The 21,378-nt window shown below is 70.4% G+C and carries 18 protein-coding genes; 7 read left to right on the forward strand and 11 right to left on the reverse strand.

Translation table 11 applies throughout. The features are described 5' to 3' along the window. Window positions 1–154: 154 nt before the first annotated feature. From ACIRJR_RS10545 to ACIRJR_RS10565, 5 genes are all read right to left on the reverse strand, one after another. Window positions 155–1,108, reverse strand: coding sequence for an SRPBCC family protein (locus ACIRJR_RS10545; RefSeq protein WP_403776965.1), 954 nt, complete (start codon window positions 1,106–1,108; stop codon window positions 155–157). A gap of 6 nt (window positions 1,109–1,114) precedes the next feature. Beyond that, window positions 1,115–2,068 carry a histone protein gene (locus ACIRJR_RS10550; RefSeq protein WP_403776969.1) on the reverse strand — a complete coding sequence of 318 codons (954 nt, stop codon included), beginning with the start codon at window positions 2,066–2,068 and terminating at the stop codon, window positions 1,115–1,117. 117 nt (window positions 2,069–2,185) lie between these two features. Next, on the reverse strand, window positions 2,186–2,632 hold the full coding sequence (locus ACIRJR_RS10555) for an Asp23/Gls24 family envelope stress response protein (protein ID WP_403776972.1): 447 nt from the start codon (window positions 2,630–2,632) through the stop codon (window positions 2,186–2,188). A 514-nt stretch (window positions 2,633–3,146) separates the two neighbouring features. Then, entirely contained in the window at window positions 3,147–4,223 is a 1,077-nt protein-coding gene (locus ACIRJR_RS10560) for a hypothetical protein (RefSeq protein WP_403776975.1), read from the reverse strand. A 152-nt stretch (window positions 4,224–4,375) separates the two neighbouring features. Beyond that, window positions 4,376–4,759, reverse strand: coding sequence for a winged helix-turn-helix transcriptional regulator (locus tag ACIRJR_RS10565; RefSeq protein WP_403776978.1), 384 nt, complete (start codon window positions 4,757–4,759; stop codon window positions 4,376–4,378). Between the two features lie 124 nt (window positions 4,760–4,883). Between ACIRJR_RS10565 and ACIRJR_RS10570 the strand changes: the two genes are divergently transcribed. Further along, window positions 4,884–5,291 (forward strand): RidA family protein, encoded by a 408-nt coding sequence (locus ACIRJR_RS10570; protein WP_403776980.1) that lies wholly within the window; start codon window positions 4,884–4,886, stop codon window positions 5,289–5,291. Here the strand turns inward: ACIRJR_RS10570 and ACIRJR_RS10575 are convergent. After that, complete coding sequence (locus ACIRJR_RS10575; protein ID WP_403776983.1) at window positions 5,281–5,688, reverse strand: hypothetical protein; 408 nt, start codon at window positions 5,686–5,688, stop codon at window positions 5,281–5,283. The two genes, ACIRJR_RS10570 and ACIRJR_RS10575, sit on opposite strands and share 11 nt — an antisense overlap. Before the next feature lie 16 nt (window positions 5,689–5,704). On the opposite strand from ACIRJR_RS10575, the gene ACIRJR_RS10580 reads away from it, so the two are divergent. Next, a complete protein-coding gene (locus ACIRJR_RS10580) occupies window positions 5,705–6,106 on the forward strand; it encodes a hypothetical protein (protein WP_403776986.1) in 402 nt (133 codons plus the stop codon). Between the two features lie 294 nt (window positions 6,107–6,400). After that, window positions 6,401–7,558: a serine hydrolase domain-containing protein gene (locus ACIRJR_RS10585; protein ID WP_403776989.1), complete on the forward strand. Its 1,158-nt coding sequence runs from the start codon at window positions 6,401–6,403 to the stop codon at window positions 7,556–7,558. A 342-nt stretch (window positions 7,559–7,900) separates the two neighbouring features. Here the strand turns inward: ACIRJR_RS10585 and pyrF are convergent, their stop codons facing one another. Continuing rightward, the gene (gene pyrF / locus ACIRJR_RS10590) at window positions 7,901–8,926 is read right to left on the reverse strand and encodes an orotidine-5'-phosphate decarboxylase (protein ID WP_403776992.1); all 1,026 of its coding nucleotides are present in this window, start codon (window positions 8,924–8,926) and stop codon (window positions 7,901–7,903) included. Between the two features lie 208 nt (window positions 8,927–9,134). On the opposite strand from pyrF, the gene ACIRJR_RS10595 reads away from it, so the two are divergent. Next, complete coding sequence (locus ACIRJR_RS10595) at window positions 9,135–11,348, forward strand: ATP-dependent RecD-like DNA helicase (RefSeq protein WP_403776995.1); 2,214 nt, start codon at window positions 9,135–9,137, stop codon at window positions 11,346–11,348. Between the two features lie 197 nt (window positions 11,349–11,545). After that, a complete protein-coding gene (locus ACIRJR_RS10600) occupies window positions 11,546–12,844 on the forward strand; it encodes a citrate synthase (RefSeq protein WP_403776998.1) in 1,299 nt (432 codons plus the stop codon). 641 nt (window positions 12,845–13,485) lie between these two features. Here ACIRJR_RS10600 and ACIRJR_RS10605 read toward each other — a convergent pair. The 3 genes from ACIRJR_RS10605 to ACIRJR_RS10615 form a co-directional block, all read right to left on the reverse strand. Further along, on the reverse strand, window positions 13,486–15,906 hold the full coding sequence (locus tag ACIRJR_RS10605) for a heavy metal translocating P-type ATPase (RefSeq protein WP_403777001.1): 2,421 nt from the start codon (window positions 15,904–15,906) through the stop codon (window positions 13,486–13,488). Between the two features lie 361 nt (window positions 15,907–16,267). Further along, window positions 16,268–16,573, reverse strand: a complete 306-nt coding sequence (locus ACIRJR_RS10610; RefSeq protein ID WP_403777004.1) for a heavy-metal-associated domain-containing protein — start codon at window positions 16,571–16,573, stop codon at window positions 16,268–16,270. A gap of 96 nt (window positions 16,574–16,669) precedes the next feature. Beyond that, complete coding sequence (locus ACIRJR_RS10615; protein WP_403777007.1) at window positions 16,670–17,401, reverse strand: TetR family transcriptional regulator; 732 nt, start codon at window positions 17,399–17,401, stop codon at window positions 16,670–16,672. 158 nt (window positions 17,402–17,559) lie between these two features. Between ACIRJR_RS10615 and ACIRJR_RS10620 the strand changes: the two genes are divergently transcribed. After that, window positions 17,560–19,830, forward strand: a complete 2,271-nt coding sequence (locus tag ACIRJR_RS10620; protein WP_403777010.1) for an MMPL family transporter — start codon at window positions 17,560–17,562, stop codon at window positions 19,828–19,830. A gap of 220 nt (window positions 19,831–20,050) precedes the next feature. Next, window positions 20,051–21,103, forward strand: a complete 1,053-nt coding sequence (locus tag ACIRJR_RS10625; RefSeq protein ID WP_403777013.1) for a zinc-dependent alcohol dehydrogenase family protein — start codon at window positions 20,051–20,053, stop codon at window positions 21,101–21,103. Window positions 21,104–21,122: 19 nt separating this feature from the next. Here ACIRJR_RS10625 and ACIRJR_RS10630 read toward each other — a convergent pair whose 3' ends face one another. Beyond that, the gene (locus tag ACIRJR_RS10630) at window positions 21,123–21,314 is read right to left on the reverse strand and encodes a helix-turn-helix transcriptional regulator (protein ID WP_403777016.1); all 192 of its coding nucleotides are present in this window, start codon (window positions 21,312–21,314) and stop codon (window positions 21,123–21,125) included. Window positions 21,315–21,378 lie beyond the last annotated feature (64 nt).

Consider the following 21,378-nt stretch of genomic DNA (forward strand, 5'->3'; position numbering starts at 1 on the left):
TCCGGGGAGGGGTCCGGGGGGATCGGGAAGCCCGACGGAGGGGGAAAGCGAGGGGGGTCCGGCCTGTGGGCCGGGCCCCATTCCGCTTTCTGCGGCGCCTCCCGCGACAGGGGTTCGTTCCTTCCCCGCTGCGGCGGACGACGCGGTGCCGGATCTACGGCTTCTCGCCCTCGTCGTCGTCCTCGGCCTCTTCCTCCTCGGCCTCTTCCCCCTCGTTCTCGCCCTCCTCCTCCTGGCTGTCCTCGCCGTCTCCGTCGTCGTCGGTCTTCTCCTCGTCCTCTTCCTCCATCGCCTCTTCGTGGGTGCGGACGACCTCTCCGTCGCGTATCTCCCCCCGCCAGCCCTCGGCTTCCTCCTCCGTGAGCGTCACGTACCGCTGGAAGTTCTTGAAGTCCAGCCGCAGGCGCCGCCCTTGGGCGCGCCACAGGTTTCCGGTCTTCTCGAAGAAGCCGGAGGGGTAGTACTCCACGACCAGGACGATGCGGGTCAGGTTCGGAGCCAGCTCATGGAAGCTGACCGCGCCCTGAGTGGTCCCCTTGGAGCCCTCGGAGGTCCACACGATGCGGTCGTCGGGGATCTGCTCCTGAATGGTGGCTTCGAAGCTTCGCGTGGAGGGGCCGACCTTCGCCTTCCACTTGCTTGTCGTCTCGTCGTCCCTGGACACGCTGCTGACGCCCTTGGCGAAGCTGCTGAAGTCCTCGTACTGGGTCCACTGGTCGTACGCGACACGCAGGGGCACGCCCACGTCGAGCACCTCGACGATGTTCGTCACCTTCGTGTCGCCGGCCTTGCCCTCGCTCCGGCCGCCGCCCCCGCCGCCGAGTGTCTCCTTGACCTTGTCGGACACCCCACTCGTCGCTGACTTGGCCTTCTCCGAGAGGAAGGACCGCACCGGTGAATCGCCGTGGAGCAGACGCGATGCTCCCTCCGGCAACTTGCCCCCGTTGTCCGCCACCTCTGTGAGCTGGCCGGTGACGTCCGTCAGCTTCTGGCCGACCGTCTCCGCCGCCCGCTCCAACTGGGCCCCCATGTAGTTGAACACCTCGTCGCGGAGCTTGCCGACAGCGGTCTCCTCGCCCTGTTGCGGGGCGTCCTCGGTCCTCGTCATGACGGGCTACCTCCGTCGTTGGGAGCGGCTGGCCGTACTCTTCGCAGCCTTACCGGCCGACGACCTGGATCTGCTGCCCGCCTTCTTCGCGGGCGCGGTCTTCTTGGCGGCTGTCTTCTTCGCGGCCGTCTTCTTGGCAGCGGTCTTCTTCGCCGGACTCTGGGCTGTCTTCTTCGGGGGGGCCGTCTTCTTGGCGGCGGCCTTCTTGGCGGGTGCGGTCTTCTTCGCGGCTGTCTTCTTCGAAGGCGGGGACTTCTTGGCGGCCGGGGACTTCTTGGCTGGCGGGGACTTCTTGGCTGGCGGAGACTTCTTGGCCGGCGGAGACTTCCGAGCCGCGTCCTTGCGGGGCGCTCGGTGCCGACGCCGTGCGGGCGCAGGTTCCTCGTCCTCCTCGGGCTCTTCCTCCTCGTCCTCGTCCTCGTCCTCTTCCTCCTCGTCCTCGTCCTCAGGCTCGTCCTCGTCCTCAGGCTCGCCCTCTTCCTCAGGCTCCTCCTCGTCCTCAGGTTCCTCCTCTTCCTCAGGCTCCTCCTCGCCCTCTTCTTCCTCGTCCTCCTCGTACGCGTCCGCACCCTCGTCTTCCGCACCCTCCTCTTCAGCGTCCGCGTCCTCGTCCGCGTCCTCGTCGGACGACTGTGCCTCGTCCTCCTTGCCGAGGAGGCCGAGCGTGCGCCCGCCGATCGCGTCGGCCAGGGACCCCACACCCCGGTTGGCCACGGCGGTCATGGCGCCACGCGCTGCCTCGACGCCCTCCGTGCGTAGCTGCTCCTGCAGTTCGGCGACCTGCGGCACCTGCCCCAAGCGCCGTGCGGCTTCGACGGCTAGCTGCCGGGGTTCCAGGCCGAAGCTCTTGCCCGCGAGGAACATCGCGACGCTCAGGGCCAGTCGGCCCTTCTTCGTCCGTCCCAGTACATAACCGCCGGCCACGGCCGAGGCCAGGGCGACTTTCGTCTTGTCATCCATGGGTTCACCACCTTGAAGACTCGTCTGCGGGCTCCGCCGGGCGAACCGTCGTCAGCCTGTCGCAGACGGGGCCCTGGCGCGGGTGGCCGGAGAGCGGTACCCGGCTCGTGTCCGGCACTACCGGACGCGTGAGGGACTCTGCTGTTCGTCCTCGTCGTCGCTGCTCTCGCCCGGCACGTACACGTCGACGACAGCGATGTTGACTTCCACCACTTCGAGACCAGTCATGGTCTTCACGGCCTCGGAGACGCCGGAGCGGACGTTCCGCGCCACGTCCCCGATCGCTGCCCCGTACTCCACGACCACGGTGAGGTCGAGTGCCGCCTGCTTCTCACCCACTTCCACCTTGACGCCTCGCCCATGGCCGGTCGCACCGGGCACCCGGTCCTTCACCGAACCGATGGTGCGGGATGCCCCACCACCCATGGCGTGGACGCCGGACACGTCGCGTGCGGCGATACCCGCGATGACGGCGACGACCGAATCGGCGATGGTCGTTCTTCCCTTGGTCGAGCCCGTTCCGGTGGCCGGTGTGCCGACCCCGGTGGATTCATTCACTGTCATGAGGAATTCCTCTTCCGAGGGTGTTCCGCTCGCGCACGACGGGGCGTCGAAGGCATCGGGATGCCGAGGGCCCTCGATGACGCGCAGCTCCCTCGATTCCCACTGTCCGCCTCTTGTCCGGAGGGCGCCATCCGAGTGAATCGGCACCTCGCCGACCGGCTGCGGCAGAGCTTGTCCGGCCCGGTCGGGAGCGGGTGCCGATCGGCGGCGCCGAGGCCTGAGCCGTATGGAGCTGGAGCCCGTCCATGCGGACAGCCGGCCACGGGAGGCTGTCCGCATGCCCCGTCCATATCTGGAGGTCATGGCTCGGAGAGCTGGGTGCGTCGCCGACTTCGACGAGCTGTGTGCCCGCGACCCGTCATTCTCGCCGTCCACGACTTCGCGGTCGGATCGGACCCGCGGATCGTGGACGACGTCCGAAGCGTCCGGATCCTCGATGCGGAGTCGGCTTCCGAGGTTCCGCGGGCACCTTCCGCGTAGCGCCCGGACGCCGTGCCGGCAGCCAGGGCTGAACTCAGCGTTCCCGCCGGTGTACGGGGCGACGCCGAGGAGTGACCGGTGCCCGGCCCCTGTGGGGGCGCCTGCCGCCCGCTTGCACCTCCGGCGCGCGGGCGTGGTTCCTGCCGGCCCCTCGCCGGCCGGACACCTCGCCGTGGTCCGCCTTCCCCTTCGGGGCCCCCGCACCACGGCCGGACTCTCCGTCCCCGGCGCCCGCCTCGCTTCTCCCGCTCCGGCCGCCGCGTGCGGTCTCCGCACGTCCGGTCGCGCCATCCGCCGCGCCGTCCGCGTGCTCGCGGGCGTCGTCGGGCAGGTCACGGCTCTTCTCCAAGGCCTGGCCGGTGACGCCCGCAGCGTTGTCGCCGGTCTCCTGGACCGCGGATTGGGCACCGTCGCCCACCGCTTCCGCAGTCTCACCGAGCGCCTCCGGGACGTGCTCCGCAGCAGCCCCCGCCCCGGTGCCCACCTCGTCCACGGCGGACCCGGCGCCTTCGCCGACGTCTTCCACCGCGGACCCGGCACTGCTCCCGACGTCTTCCACCGCGGACCCGGCACCGCTCCCGACGTCTTCGACGGCGGCCTCCGCACCCTCCCCGACGGACTCCACAGCCGAGCCTGCTCCCCGGCCCACTTCCCGGACGGCGCCGCCGGCGCCCTCACCGAGTTCGCCTACGGCTCTTCCCGTCCCGCCGCCGATATCTTCGACGGCGGATCCCACTCCGCGGGTCAGCTGTTCGAGGATCTGGGGATTACGGTCGACCGTTTCCAGGACACGGGCGAGGATGGTCGCCACATTGTGCAGACGCACCTTGAGCTGCGCCTCGACATCGACCCCTTTGATGTCGAGTCCGACGTGCCCGAGTCGCACATCGGCGCCGACGTTCAGCTTGAGCAGATCCAGTACTTCGGCCTGCAAGGAGACACGGGCCCGAAGGTCCTCCACTTCCAGGCCCAGCTCGTCGAGATGCAGTGTGGGAACATCCAGAAAGACGTCCGACGGGCCCTCGGCGCCGCTGTCGTCCTCCGGTACGGCGACCTCGTACGCGGTCTCCGGAGTGTGATCGTCATCGTTCGCGCTCTGAGCTCTGGGCATTCTCTGCGCACCATCCTCAATTGGCACATAAAGGCCCCCAACCCAGTGTTGATCTGGTGGCATGGATATGCAATCGCCGATGTAAGCAGGTCCCGAATGCCTTACGGGCGGCAGTGATTGCCCGGTCTCGCTGATCCGGGCCGCTGAATCCGTCAGACGTCGAATTCGCGGCGGGCGGCCTCGATGCGGCCGAGATTCCGGTGGGTCCAGTCGCACATCACGTCGACCGCCTTCCGTAGCTCCCGGCCCGCCTCGGTCAGGGTGTACTCGACCCTCGGCGGCACCGTGGGATACACGGTCCGCTCGACCAGCCCGTTGCGCTCCAGCTTGCGCAGGTTCTGGGTGAGCATCTTGTGGCTGATCCCCTCGACCTCGTTCCGCACCTCGCTGAAGCGCAGTGTGCCCTCTCCCAGGGCCTCGATGATCAGCAGCGCCCACTTGTCGGCGACGTCCGAGAAGATCTCCCGAGCCAGTGAGTCCGCCCGCCGCAGATCCGCCTGCTCCTCGGGCGTGCCCCTGACCTGCTTGGTTCCCATGAGGTTCCCCCGTCACCGAAAAGTGCGTTCTTCCCTGCCGACGCGACACTCTCCTACGGTTACCGGGTAACCACAAGAGAGCGTGCGCAGCCCCCGGACGTGCGCGACGAGAAAGGTGAGCAGTATGGCCGTCACCCTGGTCAACCCAGAAGGACTGCCGGAGATCGATGCCTACCACCAGGTGTCGGTCGCGACCGGTTCGAAGCTCGTCTTCCTGGCGGGTCAGGTCGCCTGGGACGCCGACGGCATCACCGTCGGCGAGGGCGACCTGACCGCGCAGGTCGAGCAGTGCTACCTCAACATCGCCACCGCTCTCGCCGGGGTCGGTGCCTCTTTCGGCGACGTGGTGAAACTGACGGTCCACATCGTCGACTGGACCCCCGACAAGATGCCTCTGTTCCTGCGGGGTGTGTCCCGGGCGTCCGCGAAGCTGGGCGCCACCCCGGTCCCGCCGGGCACACTCCTGGGCGTCGCCGCTCTCGACGTGCCCGAGCACCTCGTGGAGGTGGAGGCCGTCGCGGTCATCGACTGAGCGGACCCGCACCCTCCGGCTTCCTGAGCAGCACGCTCCAGAGGAAGTCCTTGCCGAACCAGGGGGATTCGTCCGGCTCGTCCTGCATCCGGTGCAGCTCCACCTCCTCCAGCCCGGCGAAGATCTGGCGCAGGGACTCCGGCGTGTAGGCGAGTCCGCCGTGCAGCTCGGCCGTGCCGTAGAGCTCCGCGTCGGGCAGTTCGGAGCCCATGGCGCCGGAGGCGAAGCAGTTGAGGGCCAGGTGCCCGCCGGGAGCCAGGACGCGGTTGCGGGGGTGCGACAGGGGTGGGCCAGGGGGAGCCCGGAGGGCGCGGAACGGCCCGTCGAGGGGCCTGAGAGGGGTGCTGGGCGCGGCGCCGAGGTGTGTTTCCCGGCCGCTTCCCGCGAGGCGGTCCACCGGCGATACTCCTCCCGTGAAGTGGTTCGAGCAGGCACGGGCTGCCGAGGAACGTGAGGACTGGGACACGGCCGTCCTCCTGACCGCGGGCCACGCAAGGTGTTACGGCGATTCCGAGGAACACGACAGCCATCTCTGGCACATGGACCTGCTCGTGCGTGCGCAACGCTTCGCCGAACTCACCGAACGCGCGCTCACGGATGTTCACGCCCGACGCAGGCTCAACAGGGGCCTGCGCGACCAGGGCAGGGAAGCGGCGCTGCGCCACCGTGCCGCAGGAGGCGACGTCGACGCGCTCTACGTCCTCCTCCGGCTGCTGTGCGGGACGGGCAGGTCGGAGGAGGCCGGCCAGGTGCTCCAGGAAGTCGCCCCGGAGAACCCGTACGCCCAGGGGATCGTGGCCGACGGACGCGAGTGACCATCCTGCTCCTGGACCGGCCCGACCACGTCAGCCTCCAGGGTGCCCGGCCGGCCGGCCGGGCGAGTCCGCGCGCGAGATCCTCCCGCGCGCGATCGCGGAGTGCCACGGTGCGACGACGGCACCGCGCCGCTCGGACGTCGTCCCCGTGGACGCCGAAGACGGTGAGGACGGGACGGCCCGGAGCCGCGCAGGGGTTCTGGATCTTGCTGGCGTCCTCGCCCGGCGGGACGGATGATGCGCGAGCGGGGGCGTCAGCACGCCTCCGCTGTCATCCAGAGCAGGGAGAGAGTCATGTTGACGAGCGACCACGAGACCGGCGAGGGCACGGTGCGGGGAGAGGTGCACGCCGGATACGAAGGGGTGCGCGAGGCCTTCGCGCACGTGGTGCGGGAGCAGCCCCAGCCGACGGGGCAGCAGTTGGCGGTCCACGCCGACGGGATGCGCGTCGTGGACCTCTGGGCCGGCCCCGGAGTGGACGGGGACACGCTGACCGGCGTGTTCTCGGTGAGCAAGGGCGCGGCGCACATCGTCGTGGCCCTGCTCGTCCAGGACGGTGTGCTCGAACTGGACCGCACGGTGTCCTCGTACTGGCCCGAGTTCGGCCAGGCCGGCAAGGAGCGGATCACGCTGCGGCAACTGCTCGCCCACCAGGCGGGCGTGATCGGCGTCGACGAGGTCTTCACCACCGAGGAACTCGCCGACGACGCGCTCATGGCCGGTCGCCTCGCCGCACAGGCCCCTTACTGGACCCCCGGGACAGGGTTCGGCTACCACGGGCTCGTCATCGCCGCCCTCACGGGAGAGGTGGTCCGCAGGGCCACCGGGCGGAGTCTGCAGGACTGGTGGGAGCTGCGTGTCCGCGCCCCGCGCGACGTCGACTTCTACCTCGGGCTTCCCGAGGAGCTGGAGCCCCGCTACCTGCCCGTGACGCCCGCGGTGCCCGGACCGGGCGCCGAGGAGCCCGAGGAGGAGCCGCGGAAGCTGGTGGACATAGCCTTCAGTACGGCCCACCTGCCTGACCTCTCCGTCTTCCCGAACTTCCGTCGCACACGTGCCCTCGGCCAGGGGTCGGCGGGTGGAGTGGCCTCCGCCCGAGGAGTGGCGGCCGCCTATGCGGCGGTGATCGGCGTCCTCGACGGCAGTCCCGCGCTGCTCGACCCGGACACGGTCGAGACGTTCACCCGGGTCCACTCGGAGGGCGTCGACCTGGTGGGCGGCGGCGAAAGCCGCTTCGCCCTGGGCTTCCAGGCCCTCGACGTACGCTTCCCGGTGCTGGGCCCGGACGCCTTCGGCCATGGGGGCGCGGCCGGCGCCATGGCGTTCGCGAGTCCCGCCCAGGGGCTGGCGTTCGCACACATCCGGAGCCGGTTCGCGCTGGGAGACAGCGCGAACCAGGAGAACACGTTGCTCATCGACGAGGCGATCTCGGCGGCCCGCGCCCAGAAGTAGTCACGCGTGGCGGGGGGAGTGGTGAGGGGCGCCCGCACCACGCCGCCCGCCCGACCACCGGAGCCTGTACGGGCGTCGGTGCCGGTGGCGGCCGGCACGTTTCACCGGGCCGGGGCAGGCCTGCCCGACCGGCCTCCGGCGACCTGCCACCGCCCCCAGGCGGTCACCTGCTGCCTGGCCGCTCACTCGGGTCGGCGACTCAGCGGTGCGTCAGCCGCCGCGACAAGGGCGCCGTACGACGCGGAGAACCAGCCCGTGGCCGCATGGGACGGGCATCAGCCGGGGCGCCCGGCCGCTCTCGCCGGCAGCGGCCTGACCGTCCCGTCCGCCGGTCGTTTCCGTTCACAGCTCCAGACCGGCGCGGACGAGACGGAACGCGGCCGCCGGGTCCTCGGCACGGGTGACCGTCCGGCCCACGACGACATGAGACGCACCAGCGGCAACGGCAGCACGCGGGGTGCCGGTCCGGGCGTGTTCGCCGGGAGACTCGCCAGGGAGCGCGACTCCCGGCGTGACGATCAGACTGCCGGCTCCCAACACACCACGCAGTGGACCGGCTTCCTGCGGCGACGCGATCACCCCGTGGCAACCAGCGCCTTTCGCCAGCCGGGCCAGCCGCAGCACCTGCTCCTCGGTCGAGCCGGTGACGCCGATGTCAGCGAGATCGGAGCTCGTCATGCTGGTGACGACGGTCAGGGCCAGCACCCGAAGCTGCGGAAAGTCGCGGGCCGCTGCAACAGCGGCGGCCAGGATGCCGGTGCCGCCCATACTGTGGACGGTCACCATGGAGACGCCCAGGGCGCCGGCGGCGCGGACGGCGCCGGCGACGGAGTTCGGGATCTCGAAGAGCTTCAGGTCCAGGAAGACCTCCTTGCCCTCGGCCACGAGGTGCTCGATCAGGTCCGGCCCGGCCGCCGTGAGCAACTCCATCCCGACCTTGTAGAAACGGCACTCCTCACCGAGCAGACCGACGACTTCGTCAGCCGCTCGGCGGTTGTCGAAGTCCAGAGCGACGATGATCCGACTGGTGGGCTCCACTGTGCGGTCGGCGAATGCCTGGAACGGGTCCGGTCGCGCTGCCCGCAAGGACAGCCTGGCCTCCGCGTTCCACGTGTCGAACTGGAGGAACACGCACGTGACGCGCAGACCGACCCGGACGACGTCCGGGACCGCTTCGGATCTCCGCCAGGACAGTTCCGGGGTCGTGATGAACCCGACGCCGGGGAAGACCGGGTGATCCGGGCCGTCGTCCAGCGCGACGAACACCCCGAACGGTTCGATCGCCGCGACTGTGCCGGAGAGGATCTCGTCCTGGCGCAGTGACTCCAGGAACGACCACAGTTCTGGATTCTCGGCCCGTCCGAACATGCCCGTCAGCCTTTCACGGTGTGCCGCGGGTCGTCCCGGAGCCGTGGTGGCTCCGTGGCTGCCGGACCTGTGCGGTCCGACGACTCCGTCCGTGGTGTCGGCGGCGGGCGATAGCCTCCCTGGGACAGCGGATTCCGGATGAGCAGGTGGGGCGGTGCCCAGCAGGGGAGCTGACGCCAAGCGGGGCAGCCGCGAAGGCGTTTGTGAATTGACCGGCGTACTGGAGCGGATCACCTACGCCAACGAGGAGAACGGCTACACCGTCGCCCGTGTCGACACCGGACGGGGTGCGGGTGATCTGCTCACCGTCGTCGGGGCGCTGCTCGGTGCCCAGCCCGGCGAGTCCCTGCGGATGGAGGGGCGTTGGGCCTCGCACTCGCAGTTCGGCAAGCAGTTCCAGGTCGACAACTACACGACGATCCTTCCGGCGACCATCCAGGGCATCCGCCGCTATCTCGGCTCGGGCCTGATCAAGGGCATCGGGCCGGTCATGGCCGACCGCATCACCACCCACTTCGGCGTCGACACCCTCGACATCATCGAGCAGCAACCGAAGCGGCTGGTCGAGGTCCCGGGCCTCGGTCCGAAGCGGACGAAGATGATCGCGGCCGCCTGGGAGGAGCAGAAGGCGATCAAGGAGGTCATGGTCTTCCTCCAGACCGTGGGCGTCTCCACCTCCATCGCGGTCCGCATCTACAAGAAGTACGAGGACGCCTCGATCTCCGTCGTGAAGAACCAGCCCTACCGGCTGGCAGCAGACGTCTGGGGCATCGGGTTCCTCACCGCCGACCGCATCGCCCAAGCCGTCGGCATCCCGCACGACAGCCCCGAGCGGGTCAAGGCCGGACTCCAGTACGCCCTGTCGCAGTCCACGGACCAGGGGCACTGCTTCCTGCCCGAGGAGCGGCTGATCGCCGACGGGGTGAAGCTGCTCCAGGTCGACACCGGGCTCGTCATCGACTGCCTGGCCGAACTCGCCGAGGACCCCGAGGGCGTCGTCCGGGAGAAGGTGCCGGGTCCTGAGGACGGGCAGCTGGTCACCGCCGTGTACCTGGTCCCCTTCCACCGCGCCGAGATCTCCCTGGCCGCGCAGGTGCAGCGACTGCTGCGCACGCCGGAGGACCGTATGCCGGCCTTCCAGGACGTCGACTGGGACAAGGCGCTGGCCTGGCTCGCGCGGCGTACGGGGGCGACGCTCGCCCCCGAGCAGGAGGCGGCCGTCCGGCTCGCGCTCAGCAGGAAGGTCGCCGTCCTCACCGGAGGCCCCGGCTGCGGGAAGTCGTTCACCGTACGGTCCGTGATCGAGCTGGCCCGTGCCCGGAACGCCAAGGTGGTGCTGGCGGCTCCCACCGGGCGGGCCGCGAAACGGCTCTCGGAGCTGACCGGCGCCGAGGCGTCCACGGTGCACCGGCTGCTGGAGCTGAAGCCCGGCGGGGACGCCGCGTACGACCGCGACCGGCCGCTGGATGCCGATCTGGTCGTCGTCGACGAGGCCTCGATGCTCGATCTGCTGCTCGCCAACAAGCTGATCAAGGCGGTGGCACCCGGTGCCCACCTCCTGCTGGTCGGCGATGTGGACCAGCTGCCCTCGGTCGGCGCCGGGGAGGTGCTGAGGGATCTGCTCGCCGAGGGCGGACCGGTTCCCGCGGTGCGGCTGACCACGGTCTTCCGTCAGGCGCAGAAGTCCGGTGTCGTCACCAACGCCCACCGGATCAACTCCGGAGTGCCGCCGCTGACCGACGGGCTGGACGACTTCTTCCTCTTCGTGGAGGACGAGACGGAGGACGCGGGGGTGCTCGCCGTGGATGTCGCGGCTCGGCGGATCCCCGCCAAGTTCGGTCTGAACCCCCGCCGTGACGTGCAGGTTCTCGCTCCGATGCACCGCGGCCCGGCGGGTGCCGGCCATCTCAACGGGCTGCTCCAGCAGGCCATCACCCCGGGGCGGCCCGGACTGCCGGAGAAGCGGTTCGGCGGCCGTGTCTTCCGGGTGGGTGACAAAGTGACCCAGATCAGGAACAACTATGACAAGGGTGAGAACGGGGTATTCAACGGTACGGTCGGTGTCGTCACCGCTCTCGACCCGGACGAACAGAAGCTGACGGTCCTGACCGACGAGGACGAGGAGATCGTCTACGACTTCGACGAACTGGACGAACTGGCCCATGCCTACGCGATGACCATCCACCGCTCCCAGGGGAGCGAGTACCCGGCGGTCGTCATCCCCGTCACCACCAGTGCCTGGATGATGCTCCAGAGGAACCTGCTCTACACCGCCGTGACCAGGGCGAAGAAGCTCGTCGTACTGGTCGGTTCACGCAAGGCCATCGGGCAGGCGGTCCGTACGGTTTCCGCAGGCAGACGCTGTACGGGGCTGGATTTCCGGCTCCGGGGCGGCGCGGCCGAAGGTCTCCCGGAAAAATGATCGATCAAAACGGTGGGAAACATCACTGAGCCCTTCCGGAACCGGGGTCCAGGGGGCAGGATGAGAAAGTTGACGGCACTCAGTGCCGCCAGTAGGTCCAATGGACGACCCCGAGTGCACTCTCCTGAGCCAAATGGGGGAGGGTGGAGACAGTCAGGGCACCTCGAAGAAGAGGCACTACGTCGGTGAGGGATGACGTGAGCGAGCACACCAACAACGCTGTAGTACTGCGGTACGGCGATGACGAGTACACCTACCCGGTGATCGACAGCACCGTCGGCGACAAGGGCTTCGATATCGGGAAGCTCCGGGCCAACACGGGCCTGGTCACGCTGGACAGCGGATACGGCAACACAGCCGCGTATAAATCCGCCATCACCTACCTCGACGGCGAGCAGGGCATCCTGCGGTACCGCGGCTACCCGATCGAGCAGCTCGCGGAGAGCTCGACGTTCCTCGAGGTCGCCTACACGCTGATCAACGGTGACCTTCCCAAGGTCGACGAGCTGTCGGCCTTCAAGAACGAGATCACCCAGCACACGCTGCTGCACGAGGACGTCAAGCGCTTCTTCGACGGCTTCCCGCGCGACGCCCACCCGATGGCCATGCTGTCCTCGGTCGTCAGCGCCCTGTCCACCTTCTACCAGGACAGCCACAACCCGTTCGACGAGGAGCAGCGTCACCTCTCGACGATCCGGCTGCTGGCCAAGCTCCCGACGATCGCGGCGTACGCGTACAAGAAGTCGATCGGTCACCCGTTCGTCTACCCGCGCAACGACCTCGGTTACGTCGAGAACTTCCTGCGCATGACGTTCTCCGTGCCGGCCCAGGAGTACGTGCCGGACCCGGTCGTCGTCTCGGCGCTCGAGAAGCTGCTCATCCTGCACGCGGACCACGAGCAGAACTGTTCGACCTCCACCGTGCGTCTGGTCGGCTCGTCGCAGGCGAACATGTTCGCCTCGATCTCCGCCGGCATCTCGGCCCTGTGGGGTCCGCTGCACGGTGGCGCCAACCAGTCGGTCCTGGAGATGCTCGAGGGCATCCAGGCCAACGGCGGCGATGTCGACTCCTTCATCCAGAAGGTGAAGAACAAGGAGGACGGCGTCCGCCTGATGGGCTTCGGCCACCGGGTGTACAAGTCGTTCGACCCGCGCGCCAAGATCATCAAGGCTGCCGCCCACGACGTGCTGTCCTCGCTCGGCAAGTCCGACGAGCTGCTCGACATCGCGCTCAAGCTGGAGGAGCACGCGCTCAACGACGAGTACTTCGTCTCGCGCAACCTCTACCCCAACGTGGACTTCTACACGGGCCTGATCTACCGCGCCATGGGCTTCCCGACCGAGATGTTCACCGTGCTGTTCGCGCTCGGCCGCCTCCCCGGCTGGATCGCCCAGTGGCACGAGATGATCAAGGAGCCGGGATCGCGCATCGGCCGCCCGCGCCAGATCTACACCGGCGAGGTCCTGCGCGACTTCGTCCCGGTCGAGGGCCGCTGACGCCCGTAGCACCGCTGCTGCACCCCGGCCGATCCGGCCGGGCATCTTCGCCCCGCGTACCGCGCTCGTACAGTCCGAGTGCGGTGTCCGGGGCGATTCGGCGTTCAGGCCCCTTGGACGGGCCGACGGGCGCTCCCCGCGTCCGGGGGGTGCCTCCGCCCGTAGGAGAGGCCCCGGCGTCCGTCGGGGTGCCTCCGCCCGCAGGAGAGGTCCCGGAGTCCGGGGCGCCTCCGCCCGTAGAGAGGCGGGGTCCGGTCGCGGCGGTGGCCGCCCGTACATGCGAGAAACGCCCCGCCGTCGATCCCCCCACGGGTCGACGGACAGGGCGTTTCCCATATCCCGGAGCGGATTCCCCCCACGGGATCCGGCCGGGCGTCTGAAGGGAGCCTGAACTCCCGTTATTTTTTCCGGTGGTGCGTATTCAGTTCGGTCCTGCTGTGCGGGCCGCCGGGGTACGTACGCACGGGAGGGCCGCTCAAAGCTCCCCGGTGCACGCGCCCCGGCCAACACTTGCCATGGAGCGTCCCCCAAGACACTCCATCGGACGTCCCCCAAGACATCCTTGGCATCGCACTCTTAGACTCACCAACCCATCAGATGGTTACCCTCAAATCGGTGTGATCTAAGTCTCTTTGTAGAAATTATGTGAAGGAGCGCAACCTCAGGCTGTTCGTCACGACGAAGACCGACGAGAACGCCATCGCCGCACCCGCGATCATGGGGCTGAGCAGCCCGAACGCAGCCAAAGGCAGTGCGGCCACGTTGTAGCCGAAGGCCCAGAAGAGGTTGCTTCTGATGGTGGACAGAGTACGCCTCGACAGGCGGATGGCGTGAGCGGCAACCTTAAGATCTCCACGAATCAGTGTGAGGTCGCTCGCTTCGATCGCCGCGTCGGCCCCGGTGCCCATCGCGAGGCCCAGATCGGCCACGGCGAGCGCCGCCGCGTCGTTGACTCCGTCGCCGACCATGGCGACGGACCGACCCTCGGCCTGGAGACGCCGGACGACCTCGGCCTTTCCCTCCGGCAGGACCTCCGCGTGGACCTCGTCGATCCCCACGGCGTGAGCCACGGAGTCCGCCGCCGCCCGGTTGTCGCCGGTCAGCAGGATCGGTTCGAGGCCCAGCGCGCGGAGCTCCGAGACGGCCTCCGCGCTGGTCTCCTTCACCGTGTCGGCCACCTCCAGCACGCCCCTGGCCACGCCGTCCCAGGCCACGACGACCGTCGTGCGGCCCTCGCCCGCCGCCTCGGCCAGCGCGTCGGCCAGGGAGGGCGGAAGGGCGATCCCGGCATCGGTGAGGAGCCGCGGCCTGCCGGCCACCACGTGGTGCCCCTCGACCGTGCCGCGTACCCCGAGACCGGGGACGTCCGTGAAGTCCACCGGTGCGGGCAGCGTCTCGTCCGTGCGGGCGGCCGCTCCGGCGGCGACCGCACGGGCCACGGGATGTGCGGAGGCGTGCTCCAGGGCGCCCGCGAGGCGCAGCACGTCGGACTCGGCCGTGCCGGGCGCGGTGTGGACACGCCCGAGCGTCATGCGGCCGCTGGTGACCGTGCCGGTCTTGTCGAGGACGACCGTGTCGATCCTCCGGACCGTCTCCAGGACTTCGGGGCCCTTGATGAGGATGCCGAGCTGGGCGCCGCGCCCGGTGCCGGCCATGAGGGCGGTGGGTGTCGCGAGGCCCAGGGCGCAGGGGCAGGCGATGATCAGTACGGCCACGGCGGCGGTGAACGAGGCCGTGATCTCGTCGGTGGCGAGCAGCTGGCCGACCAGCGTCCCCAGGGCGATCAGCAGCACCACGGGGACGAAGACCGCTGAGACCCGGTCCGCGAGGCGCTGAGCGGCGGCCTTGCCGCTCTGGGCGTCCTCGACGAGGGCGGCGATCCGCGCCAGTTGGGTGTCGGACCCCACGCGGGTCGCCTCGACTACCAGCCGTCCGGACACGTTGAGGGTGGCGCCGGTGACCGTGTCGCCCGGGGCGGTGTCCACAGGGAGGGACTCCCCGGTGAGCATGGAGGTGTCGACGGCCGAACGGCCCTCGACGACGGTGCCGTCGGTGGCGACCTTCTCGCCGGGCCGCACGACGAAGCGGTCGCCCACGAGGAGCCGGCCGACGGGGATGCGTAGCTCCACCTGCTCCACCTGCTCCGCCGCTTCCCGGCGGGGTGCCGCGGGGTCGTGGCCGGGCGCCGCGTGCGGGCGGAGGACCGTGACGTCCTTCGCGCCGAGACGGAGCAGCGCCCGCAGGGCGGAGCCGGCCTTCCGCTTCGCCCGGGCCTCCAGGTAGCGGCCGAGCAGGATGAAGGCGACCACCCCGGCCGCCACCTCCAGGTAGATGGCGGAGGCGGGGGCGGACCGGGAGGCGGCGACCTCGAAGCCGTGCCGCATCCCGGGGGCGCCCGCGTCGCCGAGGAACAGGGCCCACACCGACCAGCAGAAGGCCGCCAGCGTGCCGATGGAGACCAGGGTGTCCATCGTCGCGGCGCCGTGTCGCAGGTTCGCCCAGGCGGCCCGGTGGAAGGGGAGTCCGCCCCAGATGACGACGGGGGCCGCGAGCGTGAGGGAGAGCCACTGCCAGTTGTCGAACTGGAGGGCGGGGATCATGGCCATCAGGATCACCGGTACGGCGAGCACCGCCGAGACCAGGAGGCGCTGCCGCAGCGCGGCGAGGGACTCGTCGGCGGTGCGCTCGGCCGCGTCGCGGGGGTCGTCGGCCTCGTCGTCGCCGTCCGCCTCGCGGAGGCCGTCGCCGTCCCGCCCCGCGGCGTCGGCGGGCGGAGGGCCCTCGCCCACGGGGGGCGACGCGGGCGCGGGCCGGGCTACGGGCAGGGCCGTGTAGCCGGTCTTCTCGACGGTGGCGACGAGGTCCTCGATCGTGGTTCCGGCCCCGTAGGAGACACGGGCCTTCTCGGTCGCGTAGTTGACGGTGGCGGTGACCCCGTCCATCCGGTTGAGCTTCTTCTCGACGCGGGCCGCGCACGAGGCGCAGGTCATCCCGCCGATCGTGAGCTCGGCGGCGGACGCCTCCGTCGCCGGGGCCGCCTCGGCTGCCGTGGTGCTGGCCATGTGTGCGGACTCCTGGGTCGAGCAGTCGGGCCGTTTCCCCACCAGTATCCGCTTCAACGGCGACGGACCGGCCCGGCGGAAGACGGAGCGGGGGCGGGCTCCGGTCCGGGGTGGGACGGCGGACGGGTAGTCGGCCCGGCGCGCGCGGGGTGAGACGGCGGGACGGTGCCTCCGGCCGGTGGTGGGGCTCGGGCTCGGTCCGGTGGTGATGTGGCGGACCCGGGCGGCGGACCGGGTGGCTGGGCGGCGGCCCCGGGTGGCGGACCCGGCCGGCGGCCGGCCGTGGGCGCCGCCGGTGGTGACTCCACTCAGGCCGTGGGCGCCGCCGGTCCTGATGCCGTACGCCCCGATGCGGCCGGTGTCAGGCGCGGCCGACGAGCTCGTAGCCCGCCTCGTCGACGGCGGCCCGTACGGCGTCGTCGGTCAGTGGTGCCGCGGAGGCGACGGTCACCAGACCGGTGGCGGCCTCCGCCTTCACCGAGGTGACCCCGTCGAGCCCGGAGAGCTCCTCGGAGACGGCTCCCTCGCAGTGACCGCAGGTCATGCCCTTGACCTCGTACACCGCGGTGACGCCGCCCACCTGGACGTCGGCGGCCGAGTCGTTACGGGAGCCGGTGGACGAGCAGCAGGAGCCTGCGGTCCGGGGCGTGTCGGTTTCGGCGGTCATGGCGTTCTCCTCTTCGCGGGCGCGTGTAGGTGGTGCGGATGCGGCGCCAGGGCGCCGGGGAGCCCGGTGCGCCTACCCGTACGAGCGATTATACCCCTAGGGGGTATCGGTGCTCCCGGCCGGTGCCCCGTCGGGCGTGTCGCACACGAGGGGCTCCAGGTAGCGGTACATCACGGTCTTCAACTCGCGGATGTACGCCTCTCGTTCGGCGCCCTCGTGCGCCATGACCAGGTCGAGGCCGGCCTTGAAGAGGACGAAGGACATCTCGGCGGTGCGGGTCGCCCGGTCCGCCGGGAGCTCCGGCAGGAAGGTGCGGAGGAGCTGTTCCGTCCTGGTGAGCATGGTCGCGTGCAGGGCGTCGTGCTCCCGGGTGATCACGCCGGGGATCTCGGATCCGTGGGTGAGGACGGCGAAGGCCGGGTTCTCGCAGTTGAAGGCGATCAGTGGGTCGAGGACCGCGTCCAGCATCCTTTCGAGCGGCAGCTCGACGTGGCTGACGACGAACGCCGCTCCGTACGTCTCCCGCCAGCGGTCCATGAGGCGTTCGCCGAGCTCGATCGCGATCGCTTCCTTGTTGGGGAAGAACTGGTACAGCGTCCCCGGTGAGACGCCCGCCTCGCGGGCGATGGCGTTCGTGCTGGCGCCGTTGTATCCGCTGGCGCAGAAGACGTCGGCGGCGGCTTCGAGCAGCTGGGCGATACGGGCCTCGCCGCGCGCCTGCCGGCGGCGCGGCCTGCCGGCCGTGCCGCTCCCCGCGTCCGGGGCCTCCTCCGTACGGCTGCCGCTCCGCGCGGTCACGGCGGACTCCTCTGCTCTGTCCTCCGGCACGGTCGATCCCCAGCTTTCAAGACGCGGTTGACACATGCGAGAGGTCACTCGCATTCTGATGAAACACGAGCGGTTGCTCGTGTTTCCAAGTGTACGTGGCGATGGCCGGCCCATGCTGCCTTGCGCTGCCCGGGTCCCGGCGGAGGGGGCACCGCACCATGTCCGAAGTCAACAGCGCGGAGCGCGTCGGGGGATGGACGCGTTTCGTGACCGCGCGGCCGCGGCTCGCCCTGCTGGCCGCCCTGTTGGTCACCGCGCTCGCCGTGTTCGCGGGCGGCGGAGTGGCCGACCGGATGGGCAGTGGCGGCTGGGAGGCGCCCGACGCCGAGTCGACGTACACGACCCAGGTGCTGCAGCGGGAGTTCCCCGACTCGCAGCCCAATCTCCTGCTGCTCGTCGACAGCGGCAGTGCCCCGGTCGACGATCCCGCGGTGGCCGCCGAGGCGGCCCGGCTCGTCGAGCGGCTGTCCGCGGAGCCCGGCATCACGGGCGTCGGCTCGTACTGGCAGGCGAAGTCCCCCGCTCTGCGCTCCGAGGACGGGCATGAAGCGCTGGTCGCGGCCCGGATCGGAGGTGACGAGAAGGGCGCCGGGGACGTCCTCGACCGGATAGCTCCCGTCTACGCGGGCACGCACGGCCCGGTGGAGGTCTCCGTCGGGGGCCCCGTCGCCGTGCGGCACGAGATGCAGAGCATCATCCAGGAGGATCTCCTGCGGGCCGAGCTCATCGCCCTGCCGGTGACCCTGGTGCTCCTGGTCATGGTCTTCGGCAGCGCGATCGCCGCTCTGCTGCCGCTCGCCGTCGGAATCGTCGCGATACTCGGCACCAACGCGGTGCTGCGCGGCATCACCGAATTCACCGATGTCTCGGTCTTCGCCCAGAACCTCACCACAGCGCTGGGCCTCGGGCTCGCCATCGACTACGCCCTGTTCATCGTGCGCCGGTTCCGGGAGGAGCTCGCCGCCGGGGCGGAGACCCGGGTGGCGATCGGCACGACCCTGCGCACGGCGGGGCGCACCGTGCTCTTCTCCGCACTGACGGTGGCGGTGTCCCTGGCCGCGATGATGGTGTTCCCCCAGTACTTCCTGCGGTCCTTCGCCTACGCGGGCATCGCCGTGGTGCTGCTGGCCGCCGCCGCTGCCCTGATCCTGCTGCCGGCCGCGCTGATGCTGCTCGGCCCGCGGGTGAACTCCCTGGACCTGCGCCGACTGCTGCGCCGACGCGGGGCAGCGCCCTCCGGGGCGGCCTCCGAAGCGATGCCGGCCGAGGGGCAGGGTGCTGGTCAGGGCAGTGGGTGGGCCCGCTTCGCGGTGTTGGTGATGCGCAGGGCGCCTGTGTTCGCCGTCGTCACCACGGTCGGCCTCGTGCTCCTGGGGCTCCCCTTCCTCGGGGTGAAGTTCGGCACGGCGGACGACCGGCAGCTGCCGGCCACGGCCGAGTCCCGCGTCGTCCAGGAGCACATACGGGAAGGCTTCCCCGGCAGTCCCGGCGGCGGACTCGAAGTGCTCGCCGAAGGTGCGGCGAGAGCCGGCCAGTACACCGCTTTCAGGGAGCGGATCGCCGCACTCCCCGGAGTGCGCGGGGTCGACGGTCCTGGCATGGGGGACGGGGTCGCGTTCTACTCCGTCCTGCCCGAAGGGGAGGCCGTGGGGCAGGGGGCGCAGGATCTGGTCCGCGAACTGCGCGCCGAACCGGCTCCCTTCGACACCTCGGTCACCGGGGCGGCGGCCGTCCTGGTCGACTCCAAGGAGGCCATAGCGGACCGGCTGCCCTGGGCGGTGGGAATCATCGTCGTGGTGACGCTGCTCCTGGTCTTCCTGCTGACGGGCAGTGTCCTGATACCGCTCCAGGCCGTCGTCCTGAACGCACTCAGTCTGACGGCGATGTTCGGCGCGGTGGTCTGGGTCTTCCAGGACGGGAATCTGTCAGGTCTCCTCTCCTTCACGAGCACAGGTGACATAGAGACGACCCTGCCCGTACTGATGTTCTGCGTGGCCTTCGGGCTCTCCATGGACTACGGCGTGTTCCTGCTCTCCCGGATCAAGGAGGAGTACGACCGGACCGGCGACCACGAGCACTCGGTCACGTTCGGGCTGCGCCGAACCGGCGGACTGATCACCGCGGCCGCGGTGATCCTGGCGGTCGTGATGGTGGCTATCGGCACCTCGCGCGTGACCAACACGAAGATGCTGGGACTCGGGATCGCGCTGGCCGTCCTGATGGATGCCATGGTGGTGCGCAGCCTGCTGGTGCCGGCCGTGATGAAGCTGACGGGCCGGGTCACCTGGTGGGCGCCCGCACCGCTGCGCGCCTTCCACCAGCGGTTCGGGCTGAGCGAGGGGGAGCGGGAACCGGCCGGTTCCCGGGGCGACGGAGCGATACCCGAGGACGCCGACCGGGAGCGGGACAAGATCACGGCTGGGGCGTAGATTCGCCGGACCAGGGAATCCGGACGGCGCGAGCCGGGCCACGGGGGCGGACCGAAGTGCCGGACGGCGCGAGCCTGCTCAGGGACTCCGGACGGTGCGAGCCTGCTCAGGGACTCCGGACGGTGCGAGCCTGCTCAGGGACTCCGGACGGTGCGAGCCGGGCCACGGGGACGGACCGAAGAGCCGGACGGTGCGAGTCTGATCACGGGAGGCGGGGCGGATGCGGGCAGTGGTGTTCGAGGAGTTCGGGCAGGAGGCCCGGGTCCGGGATCTCCCGGACCCCGCGCCCTCGGCCGGGGGAGTCGTGGTCAGGGTCGAGACCACCGGGCTGTGCAGGAGTGACTGGCACGGCTGGATGGGCCACGACCCGGACATCACCCTCCCGCATGTCCCTGGGCACGAACTGGCCGGAGTGGTCGAGGCGGTGGGCCCCGACGTCCACAACTGGCGGACCGGTGACCGGGTCACGGTGCCTTTCGTCTGCGCCTGCGGCCGGTGCGCCTCCTGCGCGGCCGGCGCCCAGCAGGTCTGTGAACGGCAGACCCAGCCCGGTTTCACCCACTGGGGCTCCTTCGCCGAGTACGTGGCGCTGGAGCAGGCCGACGTCAATCTGGTCGCGGTGCCCGACGGGCTGTCGTCCGCCACGGCGGCGGGACTCGGCTGCCGGTTCGCCACGGCGTTCCGCGCCGTCGTGGGGCAGGGGCGGGTGGCCCCGGGAGAGTGGGTCGCCGTGCACGGCTGCGGCGGGGTCGGGCTGTCGGCCGTGATGATCGCGGTGGCCTGCGGAGCCAGGGTCGTCGCGGTGGACGTCTCCCGGCAGGCCCTTGAGCTGGCGAGGGCGTTCGGCGCGGCCGCGTGCGTGGACGCTTCCGAGCACCCTGCCGGCGCGGACGAGGCCGTACGCGAGCTGACGGGTGGCGGGGCGCAGCTGTCGCTCGACGCGCTGGGCTCCCCGGTCACCTGCGCCGCGTCGGTGCGGAGCCTGCGGCGGCAGGGCCGCCATGTCCAGGTCGGACTGCTGCCGTCGGCGGCCGGGGACCCGGTCGTGCCTATGGCGCGGGTGATCGGCCTGGAGCTGGAGATCCTCGGCAGCCACGGCATGGCCGCGCACGCCTACCCGCCGATGATGGACATGGTCCGGGCCGGAAGCCTGCGCCCCGATCTGCTGGTGACGTCCACCATCACTCTGGACGCCGCCCCCGCGGCCCTCGCCGCGATGGGCACCACGCCCGGAGCGGGCGTCACCGTCATCGAGCCGGCGAAGGGGGCCTGAGCTCCAGGGGCAGCCGGGCTCAACGGCCCCTGTTGCTGGGCCTGGACGCGATCCACGCGAGGACGGTGTCCACGTACCAGTGCGGCTTCCCGTTCCGGACGTCGTCGGGAGGTGGGAGGAGCCCGTGCTTGCGGTACGAACGGATGGTGTCCGGCTGCACGCCGATGTGCTCCGCAATGTCCTTGTACGACCAGAGTGTTCTGTCCGTCATGAATGACACCTCTCTGTACGTCCGTGCGCCTCTGTTCCGGTGAACGAGAGGGGCCCCGGCCGGG

It is taken from the genome of Streptomyces sp. NPDC102402 (assembly GCF_044765765.1).
In the GTDB taxonomy this organism is placed as follows: domain Bacteria; phylum Actinomycetota; class Actinomycetes; order Streptomycetales; family Streptomycetaceae; genus Streptomyces.

Bases quoted from the DNA above. Each gene is read 5' to 3' on its own strand.
- ACIRJR_RS10620 (WP_403777010.1), top strand. From the start codon at position 17,560: ATGTCCGAAGTCAACAGCGCGGAGCGCGTCGGGGGATGGACGCGTTTC.
- ACIRJR_RS10570 (WP_403776980.1), top strand. From the start codon at position 4,884: ATGGCCGTCACCCTGGTCAACCCAGAAGGACTGCCGGAGATCGATGCC.
- ACIRJR_RS10565 (WP_403776978.1), bottom strand. From the start codon at position 4,759: ATGGGAACCAAGCAGGTCAGGGGCACGCCCGAGGAGCAGGCGGATCTG.
- ACIRJR_RS10545 (WP_403776965.1), bottom strand. From the start codon at position 1,108: ATGACGAGGACCGAGGACGCCCCGCAACAGGGCGAGGAGACCGCTGTC.
- ACIRJR_RS10610 (WP_403777004.1), bottom strand. From the start codon at position 16,573: ATGACCGCCGAAACCGACACGCCCCGGACCGCAGGCTCCTGCTGCTCG.
- ACIRJR_RS10605 (WP_403777001.1), bottom strand. From the start codon at position 15,906: ATGGCCAGCACCACGGCAGCCGAGGCGGCCCCGGCGACGGAGGCGTCC.
- ACIRJR_RS10585 (WP_403776989.1), top strand. From the start codon at position 6,401: ATGTTGACGAGCGACCACGAGACCGGCGAGGGCACGGTGCGGGGAGAG.
- ACIRJR_RS10555 (WP_403776972.1), bottom strand. From the start codon at position 2,632: ATGACAGTGAATGAATCCACCGGGGTCGGCACACCGGCCACCGGAACG.
- pyrF (WP_403776992.1), bottom strand. From the start codon at position 8,926: ATGTTCGGACGGGCCGAGAATCCAGAACTGTGGTCGTTCCTGGAGTCA.
- ACIRJR_RS10625 (WP_403777013.1), top strand. From the start codon at position 20,051: ATGCGGGCAGTGGTGTTCGAGGAGTTCGGGCAGGAGGCCCGGGTCCGG.
- ACIRJR_RS10560 (WP_403776975.1), bottom strand. From the start codon at position 4,223: ATGCCCAGAGCTCAGAGCGCGAACGATGACGATCACACTCCGGAGACC.
- ACIRJR_RS10550 (WP_403776969.1), bottom strand. From the start codon at position 2,068: ATGGATGACAAGACGAAAGTCGCCCTGGCCTCGGCCGTGGCCGGCGGT.
- ACIRJR_RS10630 (WP_403777016.1), bottom strand. From the start codon at position 21,314: ATGACGGACAGAACACTCTGGTCGTACAAGGACATTGCGGAGCACATC.